The sequence below is a fragment of the Nitrospinota bacterium genome, assembly GCA_016208975.1.
Taxonomy (GTDB): domain Bacteria; phylum Nitrospinota_A; class UBA7883; order UBA7883; family JACRLM01; genus JACQXA01.
This window is the reverse complement of record JACQXA010000003.1, coordinates 15,564-37,598: the sequence shown is the minus strand read 5'-3', so window position 1 is coordinate 37,598 and position 22,035 is coordinate 15,564. Positions and strand designations below refer to the sequence as shown.

Below are 22,035 nucleotides of genomic sequence, written 5' to 3'. Positions count from 1 at the left end.
ATCGGTTTCCAGGGAAAGCCGCAGAAAGCCGCGCTTGGGACGAAAGGTTCATTCCTCGCTGGAAAGAAGCTTCTCGACAAACGTCATCGCCTCTTCTTTCGTGTGTATCTCCCCGGCCAGCCGCGCCACGGCCACTTCGTTGAGCAGGGAACCGATAAGCTTGCCCTGGGGCAGATGGAACAGTTTCATTAGTTCCGTACCGTCCAGAAGGGGCTCCTGTTTGCCTTCTACGCGGAGGGTTTTCTCCCACATGGTGAATATCTCACCGGCCACTTTTATCTCCAGCGCGAACCGCTCTTCCGTTTTCATCACGCCCCGGGTGGCCTGGGAGTCGGCCAGGGTGTGGAACATCGCCGGTATCAGCCAGAAGCCCATGTCCCGGATGAACCGGGAGGCGGCCTTGGGAGACAAGCCTCCGTCCACAATCCCTATGAATGGCCGCAGATGGTTTTTTATCAGCGTCACCACACCGTCCGTCACGGCGTTTGGGGCCCGCAGGCGGGTTAACGCCTGTTTTGCCAATTCAGCGCTGGCCTTTTCGTGGGCGTGGAATGTCGCCTTGCCGGTGTCATCCACGGCTTTGGTCGAAGGTTTGCCGATGTCGTGCAATAGGGCCGCCAGTTTTAATACGCTTGCGCGGGGCCAGCCGAACGATACCGGTTCGGAAAGGATGGGGGACATGGCGTTGATCCATGGGTTCATCCATTCCGGCGGAGCCGAGAGGATAGCGTCCATCAAGCGCAGGGTCTCCAGCGTATGCCCAAGCACGTCCAGATGATGCCACCGGTTCTGGGTCACTCCACGGGTGGCCGCAAGTTCCGGGAACAGGCTGAACAAAGTTCCGTCACCGGCCATGCGGTTGAACGCCATGTGGGATTGGGGATGGCCCAATATCACCACAAGCTCCCTCAAAAGCCTTTCGCCGGGCATGCGGCCCATTTCCGCCATGGAAGCCTTTATGGCCTGGGCCATGGAAGCTTCGGGCTCCAGCTGATGGCTTAACAAAAACCTGTGGGCCCGCAGTACCCGCACAGGGTCTTCGGCCATGGAGCCGGGGGAGGCGAGGCGGAGGATTTTGTTTTGCAGGTCTTTTAGCCCGCCCAAGGGGTCGTAAATCTCGAACCCGCCGCCGACAGGCTCGGCGGCCACGGCGTTGATGGTGAAATCACGACGGGTTAAATCGGCATCCAGGGCGCCGCCTTGCGCCATGGCCACGTCCACGGTTTTAATGTCTGGCGGGGCGCTGGTTATTATGCGGGCTATCTTGCGCCCTTCGTCCAGTATCACAAAGCCCAGCGCCGAATCCGCGCAGAAGGATTTGACGGCGCGGGTTGGATCGGTGAGCGTTACGATGTCCACATCATGGACGGGCAGGCCCAGCGCCGAATCCCTGATGGCGCCCCCCACAATCCAGCAGGGGATGCCACGCCGGGAGAGGGCTGACATCAACTCACCCACGGCCGCGCCATGCTCCCGGATGGCGTTAGAAAGTTTCCCGGGAGCGTTGGCGATAAGGCCCATGGCCGCGACTACATGGTTGGGATGGTGGAGAGGAACTCGGAGTTGGAGCGGGATTTCTCCATCTTGTCCAAGAGCGACCGGTACTTGGTGAAATTCTTGTCCCCCGCCAGGGCCTTCACCAGTATCCAAATCTTTTTCAGGTCATCGGCGGTCTGCAGTTTTTCCTCTTTGCGTGTGCCGGTTTGCCCCAGGTTTACGGCGGGGAAAATGCGTTCCTCGGCCAGGGTCCTGTCCAGCACCACTTCGGTGTTGCCGGTGCCTTTGAACTCCTGGAAAATCACCTCGTCCATTTTGCTTCCGGTATCCACCAGGCAGGTGGCGATGATGGTGAGACTGCCGCCCCCTTCGATGTTCCTGGCGGAGCCGAAGAACTTGCGGGGGAATTCCAGGGCTGTGGACGCCACGCCGCCGGAGAGGGTCTTGCCGCCCCTGTTGTCCGTAGCCTTGTTGAAGGCCCGGCCCAGCCGGGTGATGGAGTCCACAATAAGCGCCACGTGCTCGCCCGCTTCCACCAGCCGCTGGACCCGCTCCAAAACAAGCTCCGAAGTCCTTATCTGCTCGCTCAACGGAGCGTCGAAACTGGTGGCCACCACTTCGCCGCCAACGTTGCGGTTGAACTGGGTGACCTCCTCGGGGCGCTCGTCTATCAGGAAAATTATCACCCTTAATTCCGGATGGTTCTTTTTCATCCCCTTGGCGATGTCTTCTAAAAAGGTGGTCTTGCCCGCCTTGGGAGGCGACACCAGCAAGGCCCGCTGGCCTTTGCCGATGGGGGAGAACAGGTCCATAATCCTGGTGGTCAAAGGTTTTGTACCGGTTTCCAGTTTTATTTTCTTTTGCGGGTCGATCACGGTGAGCCGGTTGAAATGGGTCCTTCGCATGGACTGCTCCACGGAAAGCCCGTCTATTTTATCAATCCGCTCCACGGCCACGTTGGGTTGTTTCTGGCTTTTCTGGATGCCGAACCCTTCCACGAACATGCCCGGCATGAGCCGGAATTTCCGGACGAGGTTTTGCCCCACGTACGGGTCCATAGCGTCCATGGCGTAGCCCCTGTCAATCGAGCGCAGGAACCCGAACCCCTTGTCTGTAATGTCCAAAACGCCGGAAACCGGCTCCATATCTGGCATATATCCTTTTTTACAAGCCTTTACGATGCAATGCGCCTAAAACCGCGGCGCGGTTAATAATCCCTGGTGGTTACTGCTCCGGGTTAAATCGGAAGAGGGCGCAGGTTTTTTTTAGCCTTTCGCCTGGCGCTGTTGTCTAGAATGACGTGGCGCTGATTAATTTAAGGGTGATTCTTTCAGAGCCGCCAGCTATCCCGCCGGGTTAATATAAAACTCTCCGAGCCGGACCGGAAATGATCCGTTAAAGAAGTATATCAGGAAATGAGATTAGGTAAAGAAAAAACGATAGTGCGCCAGTATGAATTCCAATTAATGGGTAGATCCTTCGCTTCGCTCAGGATGACAATGTAATCAACGGTTTCTATGTTGTCATTGTGGCGCCTGGCCGCTGTCATTGAGGGGTAGAGCCGTTGTCATTCTGAGGCAGAGCCGAAGAATCTCTTCTATATTATCGAAGATGGGAGATCCTTCGCTTCGCTCAGGATGACATCCGTCTCGTCCAGCGCTTCGCTCAGGATGACATCCGTCTCGTCCAGCGCTTCGCTCAGGATGACATTCGCCCCGTCCTTCGCTTCGCTCAGGATGACATTCGCCCCGTCCTTCGCTTCGCTCAGGATGACATCAGCCACCTCTACCCGGCGTTAGAAAGTATGAACCAGCCCCATGTCCAGATTATAAATGTTATACGTGGCGTCCCGGGGGGAGAAGGCGTCTTTTTTATCCATAAGGCGGGCGTATCGTAGCTTGCCGCTGAGCCAGAGGGAAGGGGTGAGCCGCCAGCCGATGCCTGGCTCCAGATACATCTTCAGCCGCCCGGCGTCGTATAAAGCGTCCCCCTCGGCGTATCCGTTGGCCGACACGTTCCGCAGGCCCACAACCCCTGTCAGAGTCAGTTCGTCGGAATAAATGTAAACGTTGTTGAAGAATAGCTCCACCGAGTTGCCATTGGCGTTCCCCGTTTCAGGGCCCAGGGCGCCGTTCTCCCCGATGGATTCATTTTTACCCTGCCACCGGGCTATAAGGCCCAGGGAGCTTTCCCAATTCTCGGCCCATCGCCTTATGTAGCGCCCCTCCAGGCCCAACAGGTCGCCGGAATGGAAAATGTCCTGCCCGCCCTGCCTGTCGTTGGCGGCCTTGGTATATGTGGCGGTGAGAAGCGCGAAATCCTTATTCTCGGTGATGTTAACCATGCCGGTGGCCACGGCGAAAAACCGGTCGCCCGGTTTGAAGTTGTCATTTTCGGCTCCGGTGGTGGGGTCGAACTCCCCGGCGAAAGTGTACCGCGCGCCGATACCCGCCGCGCCCCAGGAAGACTGCCACGACGCCATGAAATGGGGCGTCATGTTGAATCCCGCGCCATACGAGTTCACCAGCATCAGGTCCTGGCTGATGTCTTCCACTATCACTTTGGCAAGCTCGCTGGTGGAATAGGCGTGTTTACCGGTGGGCAACGTGAAATCCAGCCCGGCCCGCAACGAGACGTCCGCCAATTTCATGGAGTAATAGGTGGCTATAGCGGTGTCTGTAAGTGAGTTTATATTAAGCCTGTCCGCAAAAGTGTCGCTGGGCTTGTATGAGGTGTTCACATAAGTGCCGGTAAGATATACGCCCCATTTCTGCGTATCGTAAGCGACTTGGGTATAGGCTAAAGACTGAGACCCGTCCCCGCCTGTGTCTCCGGAGCCCCAGTGGCCGTAGTTTGCGAATATGGAGACAAGCCACGGTTTAACGTTCTCACTACCCTCCTGGGCGTGGGCCGGTTGGAGGAACATGGCGGTGGAGAGCGTAAGGGCGGTGAGAATGGCGCGGCTTGAGCTCAATTTATGTTTATCCTTATGGTTACCGGGTTCAACCCTGGCGCGGCCTGCCCACCACCGCCGCCCTGCGACCCGCCGCCCGTGCCGCCGACATCGTAATGCCGCTCCAGCTCTTCGAGGGATCTGGAGTTATCGGGGGTTACCACGGGTGGGATGGAAATCCTGCGCCGGATATTGTCCACCACTATCTGCTCCGCCATGGTGGTTACCAGGTGGGGGCTTTCTATCCGGCTCTGGAACGGTATGTCCATCCGAAGTATCTGCAGGCGGTTGGGGTCTATTTTGAAAGGATCCACCGGGGGCAGGCCGTAGGTGATGGTTGTGCGGAACTGGGCCGACAGGAAAACCTTTTTATCTCCACCCAGCACGTACACCTGGCCCGGCTCGCCTTCCTCGCCCAGCAGGTCCACATTGGTGGTGTCTCCAATCACTTCCACAACCCAGTCCGGCGTGCCCGCCACCCCGGCTATGGCCGCCTTGGTGTGGTATTCGAACTTGGACTCGGAACTGGCCAGCTTGCTGACGGCGGATTTCACCCGGCCCAGCGTGAGGCCGAATATGGAGAAGGTGGAGCCCCGCTCGTTGCGATGCAGGTTTTTTATTACCAGGTCGCTCCCCTTGTCCAGCCGTATCAGGTTGCCGGTGTCGAACTGCACCTCCACCACGCCATTGGCGGAGGTAACAAGCCTGTCTCCAGCGGCGAAAGTGGCGCCTTTATCCACCTTGTATGTTTTGCCATCCGCTTTGGCGGTAACGCTCACGTCGCCCCGCACATAAACAGCCTTGGCGCCTATGGGAGTGTCGGCCATGGCGGGCGCCGCCAAAAGGATGAAAACCACCAGAATAAGGTTTAACGCTCTCATTATTTTTTAACAACCGCCTCCCGTAAAGGTCACGGTCTTGCTAGCGCTACCACCTTTACCGTCTGTGGCTGTGCAGGTTACCGATAGTTGAGTCAGGAACGCGCCGTCCAGCACGCCCAGCCAGTTATTCCATACATCCCATACAATAGCGTTGCTGTTCAGAACGGCGCCTTGGGGGAACGGATTGTAATGGCCGGACAAAGTGGTGGAATCCGAGTTGGCGCCGTTCAACCAATAAATGACAGAGACCGACCAGGTATATGTGATGCCGTCCCCGTCCGGATCGCTGGCGAAACACTCGAACTGGAATGTGTTGTCAAAACACCCAAGGTTATTAACGATAACCCCGTTATGCGAAAGCCAGTCGTCCAGCGCGTCCAGCTCGAACACGTCCACAAAGGATATGGCTGGCGAGTTGTTGGCGTTGGTCACATTCAGCGTGACCGAGCCCGTATCCGTTCCGCCGTCACCGTCGCTGGCTGTGCATGTAACGGTTACGGAACCGGCGGTTGTGGGGCTGTAGCTGACAGAAGAGCCGCTGGCGCTCCACCCGGCGCCGTCGGACCATGTGTATGTGATGGAGTCTCCATCAGGATCGGAGGCGGAACATGATAATCCAACGGTTTCGGCGGTGGTCGGCTCGGTGTTGTCCGCGGAAACGCTGTTTATGACCGGCGCCTGGTTAGTGACGGTTATGCCGAAACTTGCGATGGACGCGGCGCCGTGGCCGTCGTCCACGGTGACGGTTATGGTGTAATTGCCCGAATGGTCCGCCGACCAGCTGAAATTGGGAGCGGAGCCGCTTACGCTTCCGCCGCCGCTGAACGAGTATGAGAGAGCGTCACCGTCCGGGTCGGAGGCGTTCACGGTTATGGACACCGGCGTTCTTTTCGGCGTGACGGATGTTCCCACCGAGATGCCGTCTATCACCGGGGGCGCGTTAACCTCCAGGTTGAAATTCAGGTCCAGCGCCAGGCCCGCCCCCACAACGCCGGTCTGCGAGTCCGTAAAGGTCAGCCCCAGGTTGGTGAACACCACCACGTAGAAGGTGTATTCGCCATCGGGCAGATATACCGTGACCGTCAATGTGTCCAGCGGAACGCTTAACACGATGGTTTCTATGTTCGGGCCGGATATGGAAAGGGCCACCTGGGTGATATATGGCGCCAGCGAAAGGGCGTTCACCGGAGAGCTACCGGTAACAAGTTCATGAGTGTCCCGGTTATAGCTGTAACCGGAGGGGAAGTTTAAAGACATGTTGAGGGTTTTAGACTGGCCCGGCTGGCCGGAGCTTTCTTTGTCCTGCCCACCCTGCCCGCAAGAGACCAGCGCAAGGGAAAGAACGGCCGCCAGTATAGTGGCGCAAGGCTTAAAAATATTACTTCTCATTGCCTATCCCCTTAAAACTTCCGCTGGCGAGGCGGTTTAGCCCGCTGTTTGGGCGAATGATAACGCGGAGGTGAGATACTAATCAACAGTATATTTAATATAATTTATTGGACTGGATTCGGGGTATAGGGGAGGATGAAAAAACGTTTGTTCCCCCGATGCGCTGGAGGGCAACCTAAACCAGGTGAACTTCGCCTTTTTCCCCTTCAGCGCTTTTTAACCGCTTCACCGGGGTCGCCGTTTAACCGCTTCCCCGAGGTCGCCGTTTAACCGCTTCCCCGAGGTCGCCCGACCTCGGATTCCTATGCGGAGTGGAGAAGACCGGGGTCAGCGACCCCGGTGAAGCATAGAAGGCGAAGCCTTACGCCGGGGCGGTTCCTGCGGTTGCGGTACGGCGCCATAACGATACGCTTCCCCCTTGCTCACCCCGGTCCTAAATTCCGTCCCTGGTAATCCATGGTCGGGCGGCCATGGGGAAGCCAAAAAGCGTGGCGCTCCGGAAGGCGAGGGTGATTGCGTCTGCGTCTATTTCACCCCCACGGCATCTTCCATTTCATAAAAAATATCGTCCCCCGGTTTGGCTGGCAGTTTGAATCTCCCGGTCACCGTGACAGGGTCATAAACATACGTCACCGGTTTTACCGCATGGACCATCACAAGGCTTTCCGGGCCGCCGGGCAGGCAGAAAAAGCATGTGGAGGAATTGCGGGAGATAAGGAAAAGCGTTTGCTCCCTGGAAGCGCTGGAGGGCAACATAAACCCTGTCAACTTCACCTTTTTCCCATCCAGCGCTTTTATCCTTGGGTCGAACTCTTCGCTCATTTCCGGTGACAGCTGGTTTGGTTTAACCAGACCCAGAATGTCCCAGTCTATGGCGATTAACCCGTCCGCCGCTTTTTGGCTTGCAGTAACCGGCTTTGCGGCTTGAAACCCGGAAACGTTTTTAGTCATGACCCATGCGACGAGCGCCACAGGCGACAGAACGAAAACGATGATGAGCCATCTAGAATAGTTCATTTCATTTCCCTCCATCGGTCAACGTGTTGGCTACATCAGTGGAATATGCCTGGATGGCGGGAATCAGCGACGCGCTAAAACCCACCACAAAAGCCACTGGAACGAGGTAAAACTCCTTTGGCGACCAATAGGCCCAGCTTATGGCCATTTGCCTGGTTTCGCCCAGCCATGCGCCAAGGAACGCCACCGCCAGATGGCCCGCCACGATTCCAGCAACCACGCCAATGGTGGTCAAAATAAACCCTTCGCAGATCACGTGCAGGAAAAGTTTTCGCCGTGACGCGCCCAGCGCCCGCATGATGGCCAGGTCGTATTTACGCTCTTTCATGGCGTTGTACAGGGCGATGAAAACCCCCAGCCCCGCGGAGAATATCAATGCGAACGAGAAACCTTTCATAACCTGAACCCCTGCGCCCAGCGCCGTCATTATGCGGGCGGTCTCAAAGGCGGGCGAGGCGGCCTGCAATGAGCTTATGCTGTTGACGTAACGGGGGAACGAAGCGGCGGCCATGGGGGTGGAGTATTGGATCAGCAGGGCAGTGATCTCACCGCCTTCTTCATCATGGTCATGCTCCGCTTCATGGTGATCGCCAGCCTCTTCCTCGTGGTGGCCATGCGCTTCATGAACTTTCCAGACGCTCTCCACGGAAGTGAGGATGAGGTTGTCCAGCGCCGAATCCGTGGGGGAAAGAACACCCGTAACCTTATAGGGATTGTCGTGATGCTCCTCACCGCCTGCAGTCAATCCGTGGGAGCCTGTAAAACTGGCGCCTGGCCTTAATCCTGTGGTTTTAGCGACGCTGGCGCCAATAACAGCCTCCATGGGCGCCGCCCATAACTTCCCCTGGGCAACATTCGCGCCGTAATGGGCCGGATATTCCGCAGTGGTCCCGATTATGCGGAAACCCTGGGCGCTATCGCCAAGGGCCAGGGGAATGGCTTTTTTGACAAACCGGTTTTTAGATATGCTCTCCGCATCCGCGGCGGATATGTTGCCGGTGGGCGCGTCTATATGGAAAATGGCGGACATGATCAGCTGGGCCGGGCTCCCTTTGGCGCCCGCCACCAGGTCTATGCCCGCGGCGTCTTTCTGGAGCTTGCCCTCCACCTGGTCCATGACCACCACCAGCGCCACCACGCCGCCCACGCCCAAGGCCATCAGCAAGGCGTTGAGCAGGGTATTCAACGACTGCCGCCGTATATATATAAGGCTGATTTTGATTAGATTCATGGCGTTCACTCAAGCTCCAGCCGGTTTGTGAACCTGGGCTTTATCCTGCCGTCGTGGGTGACGATGACAAGAGTGGCGTTGAATTCCCTGGCCACCGACTCCAGCAGGCCCACGGTGGACTGGCAATGCCCGTCGTCCAGGCTGGAGGTTGGCTCGTCCGCCAAAATCACTTTCGGTCTGTTCACCACGGCGCGGGCCACCGCCGCCCGTTGCGCCTGGCCGGAACTTAAGCGGGACGGGCGCGACCCCGCCTTGTCTGAAATGTTCAGATCCGCCAAAGTTTCGGCCACCCTGGCCCGGTCCTGTTTCACTCCCGCCATGTACTGCGCCAGCAAAAGGTTCTCCGATACCGTCATGGCCTCCACCAGGTGGAACCGCTGGAACATGACGCCTATGTTGGCCCCCCGGAACCTGTCTTTGGCCGGTTGGGGCATGGCGGTGATGTCTTCCCCGGCCACTATCACCCTGCCGGAACTGGGCGCCAACAGCCCTGCCACTATGTTCAATAGAGTGGTTTTACCGCACCCGGACGGGCCCAGGACCGCCCAATGCTCCCCCTGGTTTACCCGCCATTCCTTAATATCCAGAACGGTTTTGCCGCCGAACCCGGCCCGCAAATTTTCGATGCCAAGCATGGATACCCCTAATTTGCCAGCGCGCTTTGGGCGCGAGCGGAAATTGTCCTTTGAAACAGAAACGCCAAACGGCGGTTCCGAAAAAATGGAGTCAAATTAATAAAGCGGGGGCGACCTTGCCGGGATGGCGCCGTAATACTGGGGGGCAGGTAATACAATGTCCGGGGAAAAGGCTATCGCCACCGTCATATGGCTGGAAAAAAGGGCGAAAGGCGGAACGGCTATCCCCGTCCCGGCGTTATGGAGAGCAAGGCACAGGCCGCATTCGGCGCCGCCATGGGGATCGTCGTGATGATGGGCGGATTCCCCGGCCAGCAACATGAATTGCGCCAGCACAAGCACAGAGGCGATCAGGAAGCCATTGCCAACCCGCCTGAGGGTGGATCCGCCAAAGCGAAATTTAGACAGCATACAATATCATCGGCAGGCGCGATTTTAATGTCAAGCCAATATCAGGAACCGTGGTCGGGCGACCACGGGGAAGCTTTTAATAGGCGGCCACGGGGAAGCTTTTAAAACAGATCCTTCACTTCGCCTGCGCTTCGCTCAGGATGACGATGTTATCAACGGCGTTTATATTGTCATTCTGAGCGTAAGTGAAGAATCTCCCCTGTACTTTCAAACTGAGACACTACCTGGTTGAAGAATCCGTGGTCAGCGACCACGGGGAAGCATGGGAAATAGGTCGCCTTCTATGCTTCACCGGGGTCGCCTGACCCCGGTCTTCTCCACTCCGCACAGGAACCGTGGTCTGGCGACCACGGGGAAGCTTTTAATAGGCGGCCACGGGGAAGCTTTTAATAGGCGGCCACGGGGAAGCTTTTAAAACAGATCCTTCACTTCGCTTGCGCTTCGCTCAGGATGACAATGTTATCAACGGCTTTTATATTGTCATTCTGAGCGTAAGTGAAGAATCCCCCCTGCACTTTCAAACGCCGGGCGGCCATGCCCTAAAAAGGCATGAACAGCATGGGGCTTTGCATGAACATAAGCCCGCCATGGGGGCGGTTCACCTGCCCGCGCTCATAAATGAACGCGAATATCTCCTCCGCCCGCTCTTCGGGGACCGTTACGGTTAAAACATCTTTTTCAGTGAGTCTGGCAAGCCCCTTGCGCCTTGTCGCGCCTTTGGCCCCGGCGCCCCGGGCGTGGTGGAGATATACCGTGGTTATCCCCTTTTCCCCCACCAGCGCCTCCAGCAGGGCATGGCCGTTCCCCATGGGGATAAAGCAGGTGATAACCTTGTGATTTACGTTCATTCGTTGCGCCGCTACCTGGCCTTGCGGGAGTATTTCTCTATAACCTCCGGCGGAACGTAGGTGGCCGCCTTGTCCAGATGGGTCATGTACATGAAACCCATGCCGGGGGTGGACAGTTTCCCGGCCACGCACATTTTCTCGAACACCCGGTTGGCCTGCTCCGTGGACACCACTATGTTTATCACCTCTTTTTCCGCGTCCACCGCCACGCCTAGCACGCCCAGCCGCTCCCGCATGCCGTGGCCCCGGGCGTAATACACCGTGGAGCCTTGCGCCCCGGCCTCCATGGCGGCGCGGGTAACTTCGTCGGCCATGCCTTTCTGCACGATGCAGGTTATGAGCGCCACATCGGTGAGCGCGGTTATCTGTTCGCCGGTGTTATTGTCCATGTTCACCTTCACTTATGGCTCATCCTGATCTTCCATTTTATCCAAAGCCCCGTGGCCAGCACGGAAATCACCGGCCCCGCCGAGGCCAGCGCCAAAATGCCGAACCCTTCGCTGGCGCCCACCGCCCCGCCGAACCCAAGGCCCAACGCCAGCGCCAATGGAACTGTCACCGGCCCGGTGGTTACCCCGGCGCAGTCCCACGCTATGTTGACGAACTCTTCGGAGGAAAAATATGTAAGAGCCACGGCCATGGCGTAAGCGGGTAACAACAGCCAGCCCAGTTTCAGCGCGAATACGGTTTTGGCGATGCCCAGCGCCATGCCTGCGCCCACTCCGGCGGACACGGAATAGATCAGGAAGGTTTTCTTGTAAGCGCCGTTGGTGAGGTTCTCCACGGTCATGCCCGTGGCCGCCAGCGCAGGCTCGGCCATGGTGGCGCCAAAACCCAGGATGGCGGTGAAAGCCAGCGCCACCGGCACACCCACCCACCAGGAAAACAGGGGCGATCCGGCCACGCCCTTGATACTCTCGAAAGCGGCCGGGGCTATGGAGCCGGACTGTTCCCCAAGCCGGGTCAGGCCGAATGTAAGCCCCACGTTGAACAGGGCCATTCCCACGAGGCACAGGGTGATGCCGTATATCACGATGTTGGCGCGTTTGATCCGCTCCCGCACCACAAGGCGCAATACCAGGTAAAGGAAAACCGCCACCGGGGCCACCGCCCGCAATCCTGCGACCATGTCCGCGAAAGGGGGCGTTTCGTGCCATGGAACCATATTGGGCGCCAAAGCCGGTTCGATAGCGTAGGCTGGGAGCATGCCGGGCGACTGCCAGTGAACGTAATAGGCCAGCGCCAGCACGCCGAACACGGGGAATATGGAGGCCATGGTTACCACACCGAATCCGGACAAAGGCTCGTCCCCTTTGCCCGCGGCGGAAGCTATGCCGATGCCCATCGCCAGCACCAATGGAACGGTGATGGGGCCGGTGGTGATGGCGCCGCAATCCCACGCCAGCCCCACGGCTTTTTCCAGCTGTTCGTCGGTCATTGCGTAAGCCGTAAGCAAGGCGGTTGGAAGCAGGCTTATGTAGATGATGGGTTTCAAGCTCCACCCGTATATGAACCGCAACGCGCCCACCACCGCCGCCACGCCCACCCCAAGGCCTATGACCAATACCAGCGGCCACCGCCATTGGCCCAACAGCTCGCTCAACAGCGCGGCCCGGACGGGATCCGCGGATTTGCCAGCCATCTGGAGCGCCCCGATGGCCGGTTCGGCGAACGTGACCCCCACGCCGAGGATGAACGTGATAATGAGCACCACCGGCAAGGAGGATTTGGCCGGTAGCCTGTCCCCCAGGGTTTCGGCAAGGGGCATCAGGCCCACCTTGATACCTTCCATGAAACAGGCCAGCCCGGCCACCACGGAGAGGAACCCGCCGAGGATAATCCACGGTTCGTTTATCTGGACAGCCAGCGCCAACAGCTGGAACATCGCCAGGTAAAGCCCCAGCGGGGCCACGTTTTTCAACTGTTCCACGAACCTGGCACTAACATAGGGGGCGAGCAGGCGGTAAACGTCCCGGGGCAGGAGTTTCACCTTCAATAGTGCATAGGTCCTTTCGGCGGTGTCGCCCACGGGGGCGTGGTGGCGGGTTATGTCGTTAAAACTGACTTTATTGTGCCTTACCGCCACATGGCCCATGTATTCGCCATAGCGGATGGACAAAGGCTTTTTTTGCATCCTGTTCCAGCAAAACCTGTTTTTGTTTTATAACCGGGTGTGGCATATTATATTTTGCCGGAAAGGCCGGTGGTAAAAAAACGGCGCGTTAAGCCCCGGAATTTTCAGGCGAAGCCTTTGAAACCACCCGCCAGCGCTGTTATGCTAGAATTTGTCGAGCGAACATTCCGTCATTGGGCATGTTTATGATGTACACCCGGAATAGCTGTGATGGTGAACTTGAACGCTGAAGACTCTTCCAAAATCATTACCGTTCCTCCTTCCGCGCCCGTGATACTCGCCGTGGACGACGATGAGAGCAACCTGCTTATGCTCAAACGTCCGCTGACCAAGGAGGGGTATCTGTTAATCACCGCCATGTCCGGCCCCGATGCTTTGGAAATCCTCCGTTCGCGCCCTGTGGACGTGGTTCTGCTGGACTGGATGATGCCGGAGATGACAGGGCTGGAGGTTCTGCGCGCCATAAAGGCCGACCCGGCCTTGAGCCTGATACCGGTGATAATGGTGACGGCCCGTTCCGGCCCGGAAGATTTAAAAGAGGGGCTGGATACCGGCGCCAACGATTATCTGCGAAAACCCGTGGACAGGATGGAGCTATTGGCCCGGGTAAAGGCCGCCCTGCGGGAGCGGCGGATGAAGCTTGAGCTGGTGGACGCCAACGAAAGCTTAAAAGAACTCAACAAGATGAAGGATGAGTTCATCTCCATCCTTTCGCATGACTTGCGAACGCCTTTGTCCATCATCATCGGTTATTCGCATGCGGTCATCTCCGGCATGATGGGAAGCGCCGACCAGCAGGCCACCATGGCGCTGGACATAATAAACAAATCCGCCAAACGCCAGTTGGCGCTGGTGGACAACCTGCTGGACCTGGCCCGGATAGAGGCGGGGGCCATGACGCTGGAGAAAAAACCGGCAAGGCTGGGCGACCTTCTGAGCGAATGCGTGAAGGGGGTGGGCGTGGTGGCGGATATAAAGAACATATCCCTGACGCTGGAAGCGCCGGAGGGCGAGCCGGAGATAAACCTTGATGAAACGAAGATAATCCAGGCCATCAACAACCTGGTGGCCAACGCCATAAAGTTCACGCCGCAAGGGGGGAGCGTTACGGTCACATATTCCATCACCGGCGGCGAGGCTGTAACGCGGGTGAAAGACACGGGCCCGGGCATAGCCCCGGAGGATACAGGCAAGCTGTTCGAAAAGTTCACCCAGTTGAAGACCAAGGCCACCGGCGGGGAGAAAGGCGCGGGGCTGGGACTTACCATCGCCCAAAAAGTGGTGGAGCTTCACGGCGGAAAACTGTGGGTGGAGAGCCAGCCGGGGGAGGGCGCAAGTTTCATTTTCAGCCTGCCGCTGGCGGGCTAGGCGAAAAAAAGGCGGCCTTGCGGGCCGCCGTTAAGATCAAACCATCATTCCGGTTACACCAGCGCGAACGCTTCCTTGGGGCGGATGATGTGGGTCTTAAGCATCAACTCCTCCGGGGTGGCTCCCAACGCATACGCCACAAGCTGGGGTATGTGCCACACCGGCATTCTCAGGCTCTTGTCTATCTCCGGCTGATAGGCGTCCAGATTCAGATGGCAAAGAGGGCAGGGTGTCACCATGCCAGTGGCTCCGGCGTTTTTTGCGCCCGCCACAGCGTTGCCCGTAAGCTTCAAGGCGTTGCGCTTGTTCATCATAAGGATGGGGAACCCGCAACATTTGAGCCTTTCGCCATACTTCACCGGCGTGGCGCCCAGGGTGGTTATTATCCGCTCCAGCTCATTGGGGTCGTCCGGATCCGTCAGATCCGAATATTCGTGGGGGCGCATGGCGTAACAGCCGTAGAAAGCGGCCACCTTCATGCCGGTGAGGGGCCGCGTCACCGCCTTGGCAAGCCGTTCAAGCCCGTATTCCTCCAGAAGCGCCTCGTAAAAATGGCGCACCTTCACCTGACCCTTGTATTCCAGCCCGGTGTCTTTCTTAAGCTCGGCGTTCACTTTTTCCATCCGCGCCGGGTCCGCCGCAAGCTTTATCTGGCATTTGCGGTGGACGCCCTGGCAGGTGGTGCAGATGTTCATGATGGGCAGGCCCATTTTCTCCGCCTGGGCGAAGGTGCGGGCGTTGATGATGTCGCCTAGGATGGGATTGTCCTCGTTAATCACCCCGGCGCCGCAACAGGCCGCATCCGTCATTTCCACAAGCTCGATGCCCAGCTTGCCGCAAGCGGAATAAGTGGCGGCCAGAAGTTCGCGCCCGGCGCCCTTGGCCACGCATCCGGTATATAAAGCGTATTTCATTATGGGTTCACTCCATCTTTCTTCCGGTCAGTCCCGCCTGAATTCTTTCTGGCGGGAGAATATCTTCCTAACTTCCTTGCGGTTGTCTATGCCGTGAGGAATTATGGGCGGGTTCTTCCGGCGGATGAACATGCGCAGACCCACGGGAAGCAACTCCAGAAGCCCCATTATGTTGAAGAACCCCACGCTCCGCACGGGAACGTAGTTCTCGTCCAGCAGGCCCCGTTTGCTTACGGTTTCGCGGAACGCCAGGGCGTGCCGGGCGCCGTTGTTGCCGTGGACCCCTTCGGCCATGGCCGCCTCGCGGATCTCCTCGATGCGCGCCAGGGGTTTAACCTCGGTGGGGCAACGGGTGGAACACTCGCCGCAATGGGTGCAGTCCCACATGCCGTGAAGTTTGCTTATCTCAACCAGCCGGTCGCGCTTTTTGGCGTCGCGGGAGTCGTATATGAACCGCTGGGCCTTGGCCAGCGCGGCTGGGCCGTAGAAAAGGTTGTCCACCTCCAGCGAGTTGCAGTCCGACCAGCAGGCGGCGCACATGATGCACTGGGTGGCGGCGTCTATCTTGAGGAACTGCGCGGCGGTCTGGAGCCGCTCCCTTTCCGGGTTGTCCCGGCTGTCGGGCATAAGGTACGGCTCAACCTTGCGGAAAGCGCCCCAGAAAGGCTCCAGGTCCACCACCAGGTCCCGCATGACCGGCGAGTTGCCGATGGGGTCTATCTGTATCACGCCGTCCCTCACCAGCTCCGAAGCCTGGGTTTTGCAGGCCAGCAGGGCGTGGCCGTTAACCTTCATGGCGCAGGAGCCGCAGATGGCCGACCCGCAGGACATGCGGTAGGAGAGCGTGGGGTCTATCTCCCACTTGATCTTGTTAAGGCAGTTTAACAGCGTTACGCCCGGCTCCAGGCTTACAATGTAATCCTGGTAGCGCGAAGCCTGCTCTTTGTCCGGGTTGTACCGGAATATCCGAAACGTTACTTTAGCCATCCCGCTTACTCTTTCGTTATCGCCACTTTAGTGGGTTAATACTTCCGTTCCTGCGGCTGGAACCTGGTTATGCGCACGGGTTTGTAGCGCAGTTCATATCCGCCGTCCGCCGTCTTGAAAGCCATGGTATGTTTCAGCCACCCGGCGTCGTCCCGGGTGGGGTGGTCTTTCCTGGCGTGGGCGCCGCGGCTTTCCTTGCGCTCTATGGCGCCGGCCACGATAAGCTCCGAATACTCCAGCATGTGGGCAAGCTCCAGCGACTCCACCATGTTCGTGTTGAAGGTGTTGCCCTTGTCGGCCATGGGGGCGCGCTTAAACCTTTCCTGAAGCTCTTTTATCTTTTTATGGGCCTGGCCCAGGTCATCCCCGTTCCTGTACACCCCGGCCTTGTAGGTCATGGTGTTTTTCAGCTCCGAGCGGATGGAAGTCATGTCCTCGCTTCCGCTGGCTTCGCGCAGGGCCCTTATCTCGTTTAGCGCCGCGTCCAGCTCTTTACGCTCGTCCACCGGCGACCAGTCCATTCCGCCGGTGACTTCCGCCAGTTTTTTACCTGCCCGCCTGCCGAACACCAGCGCGTCCAGCAGGGAGTTTGTGCCAAGCCGGTTGGCCCCATGCACGGAGACGCAAGAGCATTCCCCGGCGGCGAAGAAGCCTTTAACCAGGTTCCCCTTTTCGTCCGCAAGCACCTGGCAGTCGTTATCGGCGGGGATGCCACCCATGGAATAATGGGCCGTGGGCTGTATGGGAACCGGATTTTTCATGGCGTCCACGCCGATGAAATCTTTAGCCAGGTTGTATATCTGCGGCAGGCGCTCCATAAGCTTTTCCTTGCCCAGATGACGCAGGTCCAGATAAACGTAATCCTTGTTCGGCCCGGCGCCGCGTCCTTCGTCTATCTCGGTCTGGGCGGAGCGGGAGACAATGTCCCGTGGCCCAAGCTCCATTTTAGACGGGGCGTATTTGCTCATGAACCGCTCCCCAAGGCCGTTTAGCAGGTAACCCCCCTCGCCGCGGGCGGCTTCGGAGAGCAATATGCCGTGCTGGTATAGTCCCGTGGGGTGGAACTGCACGAACTCCATGTCCATCAGCGGCACGCCCGCGCGGTAGGCGGCGGTGATTCCGTCGCCGGTGTTGGCGTAGGCGTTGGAGGTTATCTGGTAAGCCCTTCCGTAACCGCCGGTGGCGAAGAGTATGGTCTTGCCGTGGAAAACCTCCAGCCGGCCGGTTTTTATGTCGAACGCCACAACGCCCCTGGCCACGCCGTCTTCAACTATAAGGCGGGTGACGTACCATTCGGAATAAACCTGAAGCTTCCCGGCGTTCTTCATGGACTGCTCGAACAGGGTGTGAAGCAGGGCGTGACCAGTGCGGTCCGCCGAGAAACAGGCCCTCTGGAACGAGTGGCCGCCGAAAGCCCGCTGGGCTATTTTATTCTCTCCGGTGCGGGAGAAGGGACAGCCCAGCTTTTCCATCTCATATATGGCCGCGGGCGCGTCGTTGCACATTATCTCGATGGCGTCCTGGTCACCCAGGTAGTCCGACCCTTTTACGGTGTCGAAAATGTGGGCTTCGGGCGTGTCCCCGTCCACGTTGCCCAAGGCGGCGGCCACACCACCCTGCGCCGCGCCGGAGTGGCTCCGGCTGGGATAGACTTTTGTGAGGATGGCCACGTCGAACCGGCCCACAAGCTCCATGGCGGCGCGAAGGCCGGCCAGCCCGGAGCCAACTATAATAACGTCATGTGTGTACATAATTCTCCTGCCGTGGCGGGATTTTCCTTGAAAAACGGCCGCCCCCTCAAACCAGTTTGAATCTCAAATAATAGACAGATCCTTCACTTCGCTTGCGCTTCGTTCAGGATGACAATGTTATCAACGGCTTTTATATTGTCATTCTGAGCGTAAGTGAAGAATCTCCCCTGTACTTTCAAACTGAGACACTACCCGGCGGCGTGATGATACAGGGCAGGTTAGGAACCGTGGTCAGCGACCACGGGGAAGCGCTTTGAGACAGGGCGCGGGGAAGCGGCCGGAGACAGACCACGGGGTAGCGGTCCGCAAACACGACAGCGTTAAGATCGCATAAAATATCGAAACGGGGCATTTTTCCTTTTGACAAGCCGCGCTTAAACAAATTAAAGATTTAATGTCACGCGGGGCGCGAACAAAAGGCCGCTCCGGGCTTCCGCCAATAATGGACAAAATGCCAGGCTATGAAAGAAACAGATTTTATTTCCCAGATATTGAAACATCCGGACTTGGCCGGTGGCCCGCCCGGCGAATTCATCAAGAAACACCATCCGGAAGACATCGCCGCCGCCCTGAACAATATTGACGAGCCGGACAAACTGTTGCGGGCCGTATATTCCCTGCCCGAGGGGGTTGATTCGCTGGTGATCCCGTTCCTTGAGGTTCGGGCGTTAAACCTCATTATAGAGAACTCCCCGCCGGAAAAGATCGGCGAGATCATCGAGGAGATGGAGAGCGACGACGCCGCTGATGTGCTGGGGAACGTGCGCGAAGAAGTGGCCGAGGACATTCTGGAGACCGTTTCGGAGGAATGGGGGAAGCGCATCTCCCACCTGATGGAGTATGGCGCCCAGACGGCGGGCGGCGTCATGAAGTCGGAGGTTTTCACAATGCCGGTGGGATCTACCGTGGATGAAACCATCGGGAGGTTGAGGCGCATGGCCGGCCTTTCAGGGGACACCCACAACGTTTTCGTGGTGGATCCCGGCCACCGGCTGGCGGGTGTTTTCCCGTCCAGCGCCCTGCTTTTCGCGCCGCCGGGGGCCAGGGTGGAGTCGTTGGTCACAGACAAGCCGCAATCCGTCACCGCCGAGACCGACCAGGAGGATGTGGCGAGAATATTCAAGAAATACGACCTTATCACCCTGCCGGTCCTGGATTCCGCCGGTGTCCTGCTGGGCGCGGTGACGGTGGACGACGTGGTGGACATCATGGAGGCTGAGGCCGGTGAGGACATACTGCGGATGGCCGGCGCGGGGGACGAATCCACCGTGCGGACCGCATCCTCGCTAAAGCTCGCGTGGCTCCGGGCGCCGTGGCTCGGCTCCTCGATGGCCGCCGGGGGGGTGACGGGCATTGCGATGTGGCAGTTCAGCCCCACGATAAATTCCATGGTGGCGCTGGCCACTTTCATACCCATGGTGATGGGGCTCACGGGAAACGTGGGCACGCAAAGCTCCGCGCTTGTCATCCGGGGCATCGCCACGGGAAGGCTGAATTCCGGATCCAGGCGGCGGTACATTTTCAAGGAGATGAAAGTGGCCATCCTTCTTGCTTTCCTATGCTCCACGCTGTGTGGCGCGGTGGCTTATCTTTGGCAGGAGAGCGTTATAGTGGGGGCTTCCGTGGGCGGGGCGTTGTTCATATCGGTGGTTCTGGCTTCGGTTACGGGAACGCTTATCCCTCTCCTGTTCAGGTGGCTCAAGCTGGATCCGGCCATAGCCGGAGGGCCGCTAACCCTGGCGCTCAACGACATAATAGCGCTGGTCCTTTATCTTGGGATCGCCACGGCGTTGTTGAACGTAACCGGCGTGTAACCCCTTCCCGTGGCAAAAAAGGGTTTCCATCGGTGGCCGTGTGGTTTATAGTCCAAATTAGAAGCGAGATATGAAGAGCGCGGGGGTCTTGAGAACCTGTTTTCCCAAACCCCGGCCGCCAGGCGGGAAACCGCCGCTGAACGCAAATCCTGAAAACGCCGGGCAATGCCTTTTACCAGCCGGTGGCTTGAAATGCGAGAGGTGAAAAAATGGCCGTTAACAAACATGACCGTCGCAACTCCAGCGGCGAACCAAACGGCGATCCAACAACTCCATTCGCCGTAAAGGATTGCGCCCTTATAGCCCTGGCCACCGGGCGCAAGGCGCGAAACCTGCGGGAAATGCGGGACCACCTGCTTACGGTGAGCCTGGGCAGTATTTATCACCATTTCTGGGGCGGCCTGCTGTTGCCCAGGTTTGAACACCGGGAGTTCAACAACGATTTCGCCTCGTGGGCGCGCCACGGCCTGCACGAGGACAAGCTGGCCGAGAAGCTGGCCGTTATAGACCCAACGGAATTCGCGGATCTTGAGCGCCTTCGCCAGGAAATAGTGGATGTGATAGAGCAGAGGCTGGACGAGAGCGAATACATTCCATGGGCCAAAAGGAACATGGAGTTCGAGTTCATCCATTCCAAGATAGTGGTGTTCGACACATATCAGAGGATTGAGCGCCCGGAACAGCTCCCCGGCGCGGTGCGCAAGCTTTCGGGGAGTTCTATTTTCTTCCACTTCATAGACTCCAGAAGGCGCCCTCCCGCCGGGCAGGACGATTTTTCGGCGTGGCTGACGTCTTGCGGCGCCGGTTACGCCGGCCTGTGCGGGAGCCTGAAGAACATTGATCCGTATTTCACCTCTCTTATCCATATCCGCGAAATGCTTTCACGGACTATGGCCGAGTATTTTTCCGGGAGAGAGCGGTTATGAACCTTGAGTCATACGTTCCTGTCGTGGGGGAGGATGTCATAAATCAACTGCGCCAATTGGCCAGGCAGTTAAAAGGGCTGAAGGTGGTCCATGTAAACTCCACCCGGTCCGGCGGCGGGGTGGCGGAGATCCTGAACATTCTCGTGCCCCTGATGAGGAACCTGGAGATAGACGCCAGCTGGGAAGTGATAAGCGGCCCCTCGGATTTTTTCGATTGCACCAAGGCCATCCACAACGCCCTGCAGGGAGGGCAGGCGCCTATCGCCGAAAGGCTGTGGAAAGTTTACGACTCCACCACCCGGGAGAACGCCGAGCGTCTGCGGCAAGTCCTGGAGGATGCGGACGTGGTGTTCATACACGACCCGCAACCCGCGGGTCTGCTCAAGATGACGCCAGGCCGGAAGGGTAAATGGATATGGCGGTGCCATATAGACCTCAGTTTTCCATACAGGCCCGTATGGAAACGCTTGCGGGAGCATGTGGAGGGGTATGACGCCTCCATATTTTCCCTGGCCGCTTTCGCGCAGACATTGCCGCATCCGCAATACCTTATCCCGCCCAGCATAGACCCGCTTGGCGACAAGAACATGGAATTGACCGTGGCCGAGCTGATAGCCGTTTACCAGAGGTTCGGCATAGACCCGGAGCGGCCGTTGATAACGCAGGTATCCAGGTTCGACCGGTTCAAGGATCCTGTGGGGGTGATTTACGCCTACAAGATGGCGAAGAAGTTTACCCCGAATTTACAGCTTGCGCTGGCCGGAGGAGGGGCTTCGGATGATCCGGAGGGTGAAATCGTGCTCAACGAAGTGCGGGCGGCGGCGGAGGATGACGACTCTATCCATGTCCTGGCGTTGCCTCCGGATGAGCATCGCGTCATAAACGCGTTGCAAAGGATATCCGACATTGTGTTGCAGAAATCCACCAAGGAGGGTTTCGGGCTTACCGTAACCGAGGCTTTATGGAAAAGCAAACCGGTGATAGGCGGCAACACGGGAGGGATCCGGCTCCAGCTGGTCAACTACCATACAGGCTTTCTTGTGGACTCGCCTGAAGGGGCGGCCCTGCGGATACGCTACCTGATGGGCGACAGGCGGAAGATGGAGGAGATGGGCAGAAAGGGAAAAGAGTTTGTCCGCGAGAATTTCCTTATAACCCGCCATTTACGGGAGTACCTGACCCTGATGCACGGCATACTCCACACCGACAGCGACAGGATAGAGCTTAATTAGGAAGGGCCTGCGGGCCTTCCCGGCCACAATGGACCACGGAGAATATA

20 protein-coding genes are annotated in these 22,035 nt (G+C 58.1%); 4 read left to right on the top strand and 16 right to left on the bottom strand.

Going from position 1 to position 22,035, the window contains the following annotated elements; all coding sequences use genetic code 11:
• Positions 1-48: 48 nt before the first annotated feature.
• From HY751_02790 to HY751_02730, 13 genes are all read right to left on the bottom strand, one after another.
• Positions 49-1,521, bottom strand: coding sequence for an HD domain-containing protein (locus HY751_02790; protein MBI4665320.1), 1,473 nt, complete (start codon positions 1,519-1,521; stop codon positions 49-51).
• An 8-nt stretch (positions 1,522-1,529) separates the two neighbouring features.
• Entirely contained in the window at positions 1,530-2,651 is a 1,122-nt protein-coding gene (rho, locus tag HY751_02785) for a transcription termination factor Rho (GenBank protein ID MBI4665319.1), read from the bottom strand.
• A gap of 443 nt (positions 2,652-3,094) precedes the next feature.
• Entirely contained in the window at positions 3,095-3,280 is a 186-nt protein-coding gene (locus HY751_02780) for a hypothetical protein (protein ID MBI4665318.1), read from the bottom strand.
• Positions 3,281-3,292: 12 nt separating this feature from the next.
• The gene (locus HY751_02775) at positions 3,293-4,471 is read right to left on the bottom strand and encodes a hypothetical protein (GenBank protein ID MBI4665317.1); all 1,179 of its coding nucleotides are present in this window, start codon (positions 4,469-4,471) and stop codon (positions 3,293-3,295) included.
• Positions 4,468-5,331 carry a FecR domain-containing protein gene (locus HY751_02770; GenBank protein MBI4665316.1) on the bottom strand — a complete coding sequence of 288 codons (864 nt, stop codon included), beginning with the start codon at positions 5,329-5,331 and terminating at the stop codon, positions 4,468-4,470. The genes HY751_02775 and HY751_02770 overlap by 4 nt, the downstream gene beginning before the upstream one ends.
• A gap of 6 nt (positions 5,332-5,337) precedes the next feature.
• On the bottom strand, positions 5,338-6,720 hold the full coding sequence (locus HY751_02765; protein MBI4665315.1) for a PKD domain-containing protein: 1,383 nt from the start codon (positions 6,718-6,720) through the stop codon (positions 5,338-5,340).
• A gap of 525 nt (positions 6,721-7,245) precedes the next feature.
• Positions 7,246-7,737 (bottom strand): DUF3299 domain-containing protein, encoded by a 492-nt coding sequence (locus HY751_02760; GenBank protein MBI4665314.1) that lies wholly within the window; start codon positions 7,735-7,737, stop codon positions 7,246-7,248.
• Position 7,738: 1 nt separating this feature from the next.
• Positions 7,739-8,968 carry an ABC transporter permease gene (locus HY751_02755; GenBank protein ID MBI4665313.1) on the bottom strand — a complete coding sequence of 410 codons (1,230 nt, stop codon included), beginning with the start codon at positions 8,966-8,968 and terminating at the stop codon, positions 7,739-7,741.
• Positions 8,969-8,973: 5 nt separating this feature from the next.
• Positions 8,974-9,603: an ATP-binding cassette domain-containing protein gene (locus tag HY751_02750; GenBank protein ID MBI4665312.1), complete on the bottom strand. Its 630-nt coding sequence runs from the start codon at positions 9,601-9,603 to the stop codon at positions 8,974-8,976.
• Between the two features lie 96 nt (positions 9,604-9,699).
• On the bottom strand, positions 9,700-10,014 hold the full coding sequence (locus HY751_02745) for a hypothetical protein (protein ID MBI4665311.1): 315 nt from the start codon (positions 10,012-10,014) through the stop codon (positions 9,700-9,702).
• A gap of 539 nt (positions 10,015-10,553) precedes the next feature.
• Complete coding sequence (locus tag HY751_02740) at positions 10,554-10,862, bottom strand: hypothetical protein (protein MBI4665310.1); 309 nt, start codon at positions 10,860-10,862, stop codon at positions 10,554-10,556.
• Positions 10,863-10,873: 11 nt separating this feature from the next.
• On the bottom strand, positions 10,874-11,251 hold the full coding sequence (locus tag HY751_02735; GenBank protein MBI4665309.1) for a P-II family nitrogen regulator: 378 nt from the start codon (positions 11,249-11,251) through the stop codon (positions 10,874-10,876).
• Positions 11,252-11,259: 8 nt separating this feature from the next.
• Entirely contained in the window at positions 11,260-12,996 is a 1,737-nt protein-coding gene (locus HY751_02730; GenBank protein MBI4665308.1) for a DUF1538 domain-containing protein, read from the bottom strand.
• A 210-nt stretch (positions 12,997-13,206) separates the two neighbouring features.
• Here HY751_02730 and HY751_02725 point away from each other — a divergent pair, with 210 nt between their 5' ends.
• Positions 13,207-14,364, top strand: coding sequence for a hybrid sensor histidine kinase/response regulator (locus tag HY751_02725; protein MBI4665307.1), 1,158 nt, complete (start codon positions 13,207-13,209; stop codon positions 14,362-14,364).
• Between the two features lie 53 nt (positions 14,365-14,417).
• Here the strand turns inward: HY751_02725 and HY751_02720 are convergent, their stop codons facing one another.
• The 3 genes from HY751_02720 to sdhA are packed head-to-tail and all read right to left on the bottom strand — an operon-like array spanning position 14,418 to position 18,016.
• A complete protein-coding gene (locus HY751_02720; protein ID MBI4665306.1) occupies positions 14,418-15,278 on the bottom strand; it encodes a CoB--CoM heterodisulfide reductase iron-sulfur subunit B family protein in 861 nt (286 codons plus the stop codon).
• A 27-nt stretch (positions 15,279-15,305) separates the two neighbouring features.
• On the bottom strand, positions 15,306-16,265 hold the full coding sequence (gene sdhB, locus HY751_02715; protein MBI4665305.1) for a succinate dehydrogenase iron-sulfur subunit: 960 nt from the start codon (positions 16,263-16,265) through the stop codon (positions 15,306-15,308).
• A gap of 35 nt (positions 16,266-16,300) precedes the next feature.
• Complete coding sequence (gene sdhA / locus HY751_02710; GenBank protein MBI4665304.1) at positions 16,301-18,016, bottom strand: succinate dehydrogenase flavoprotein subunit; 1,716 nt, start codon at positions 18,014-18,016, stop codon at positions 16,301-16,303.
• A 461-nt stretch (positions 18,017-18,477) separates the two neighbouring features.
• On the opposite strand from sdhA, the gene mgtE reads away from it, so the two are divergent.
• The 3 genes from mgtE (at position 18,478) to HY751_02695 (ending at position 21,988) form a co-directional block, all read left to right on the top strand.
• The gene (gene mgtE / locus HY751_02705; protein ID MBI4665303.1) at positions 18,478-19,830 is read left to right on the top strand and encodes a magnesium transporter; all 1,353 of its coding nucleotides are present in this window, start codon (positions 18,478-18,480) and stop codon (positions 19,828-19,830) included.
• A gap of 299 nt (positions 19,831-20,129) precedes the next feature.
• Positions 20,130-20,756, top strand: coding sequence for a hypothetical protein (locus tag HY751_02700; GenBank protein MBI4665302.1), 627 nt, complete (start codon positions 20,130-20,132; stop codon positions 20,754-20,756).
• The gene (locus tag HY751_02695; GenBank protein ID MBI4665301.1) at positions 20,753-21,988 is read left to right on the top strand and encodes a glycosyltransferase; all 1,236 of its coding nucleotides are present in this window, start codon (positions 20,753-20,755) and stop codon (positions 21,986-21,988) included. Before HY751_02700 ends, HY751_02695 begins: the two co-directional genes overlap by 4 nt.
• The last annotated feature ends 47 nt before the right edge of the window (positions 21,989-22,035 follow it).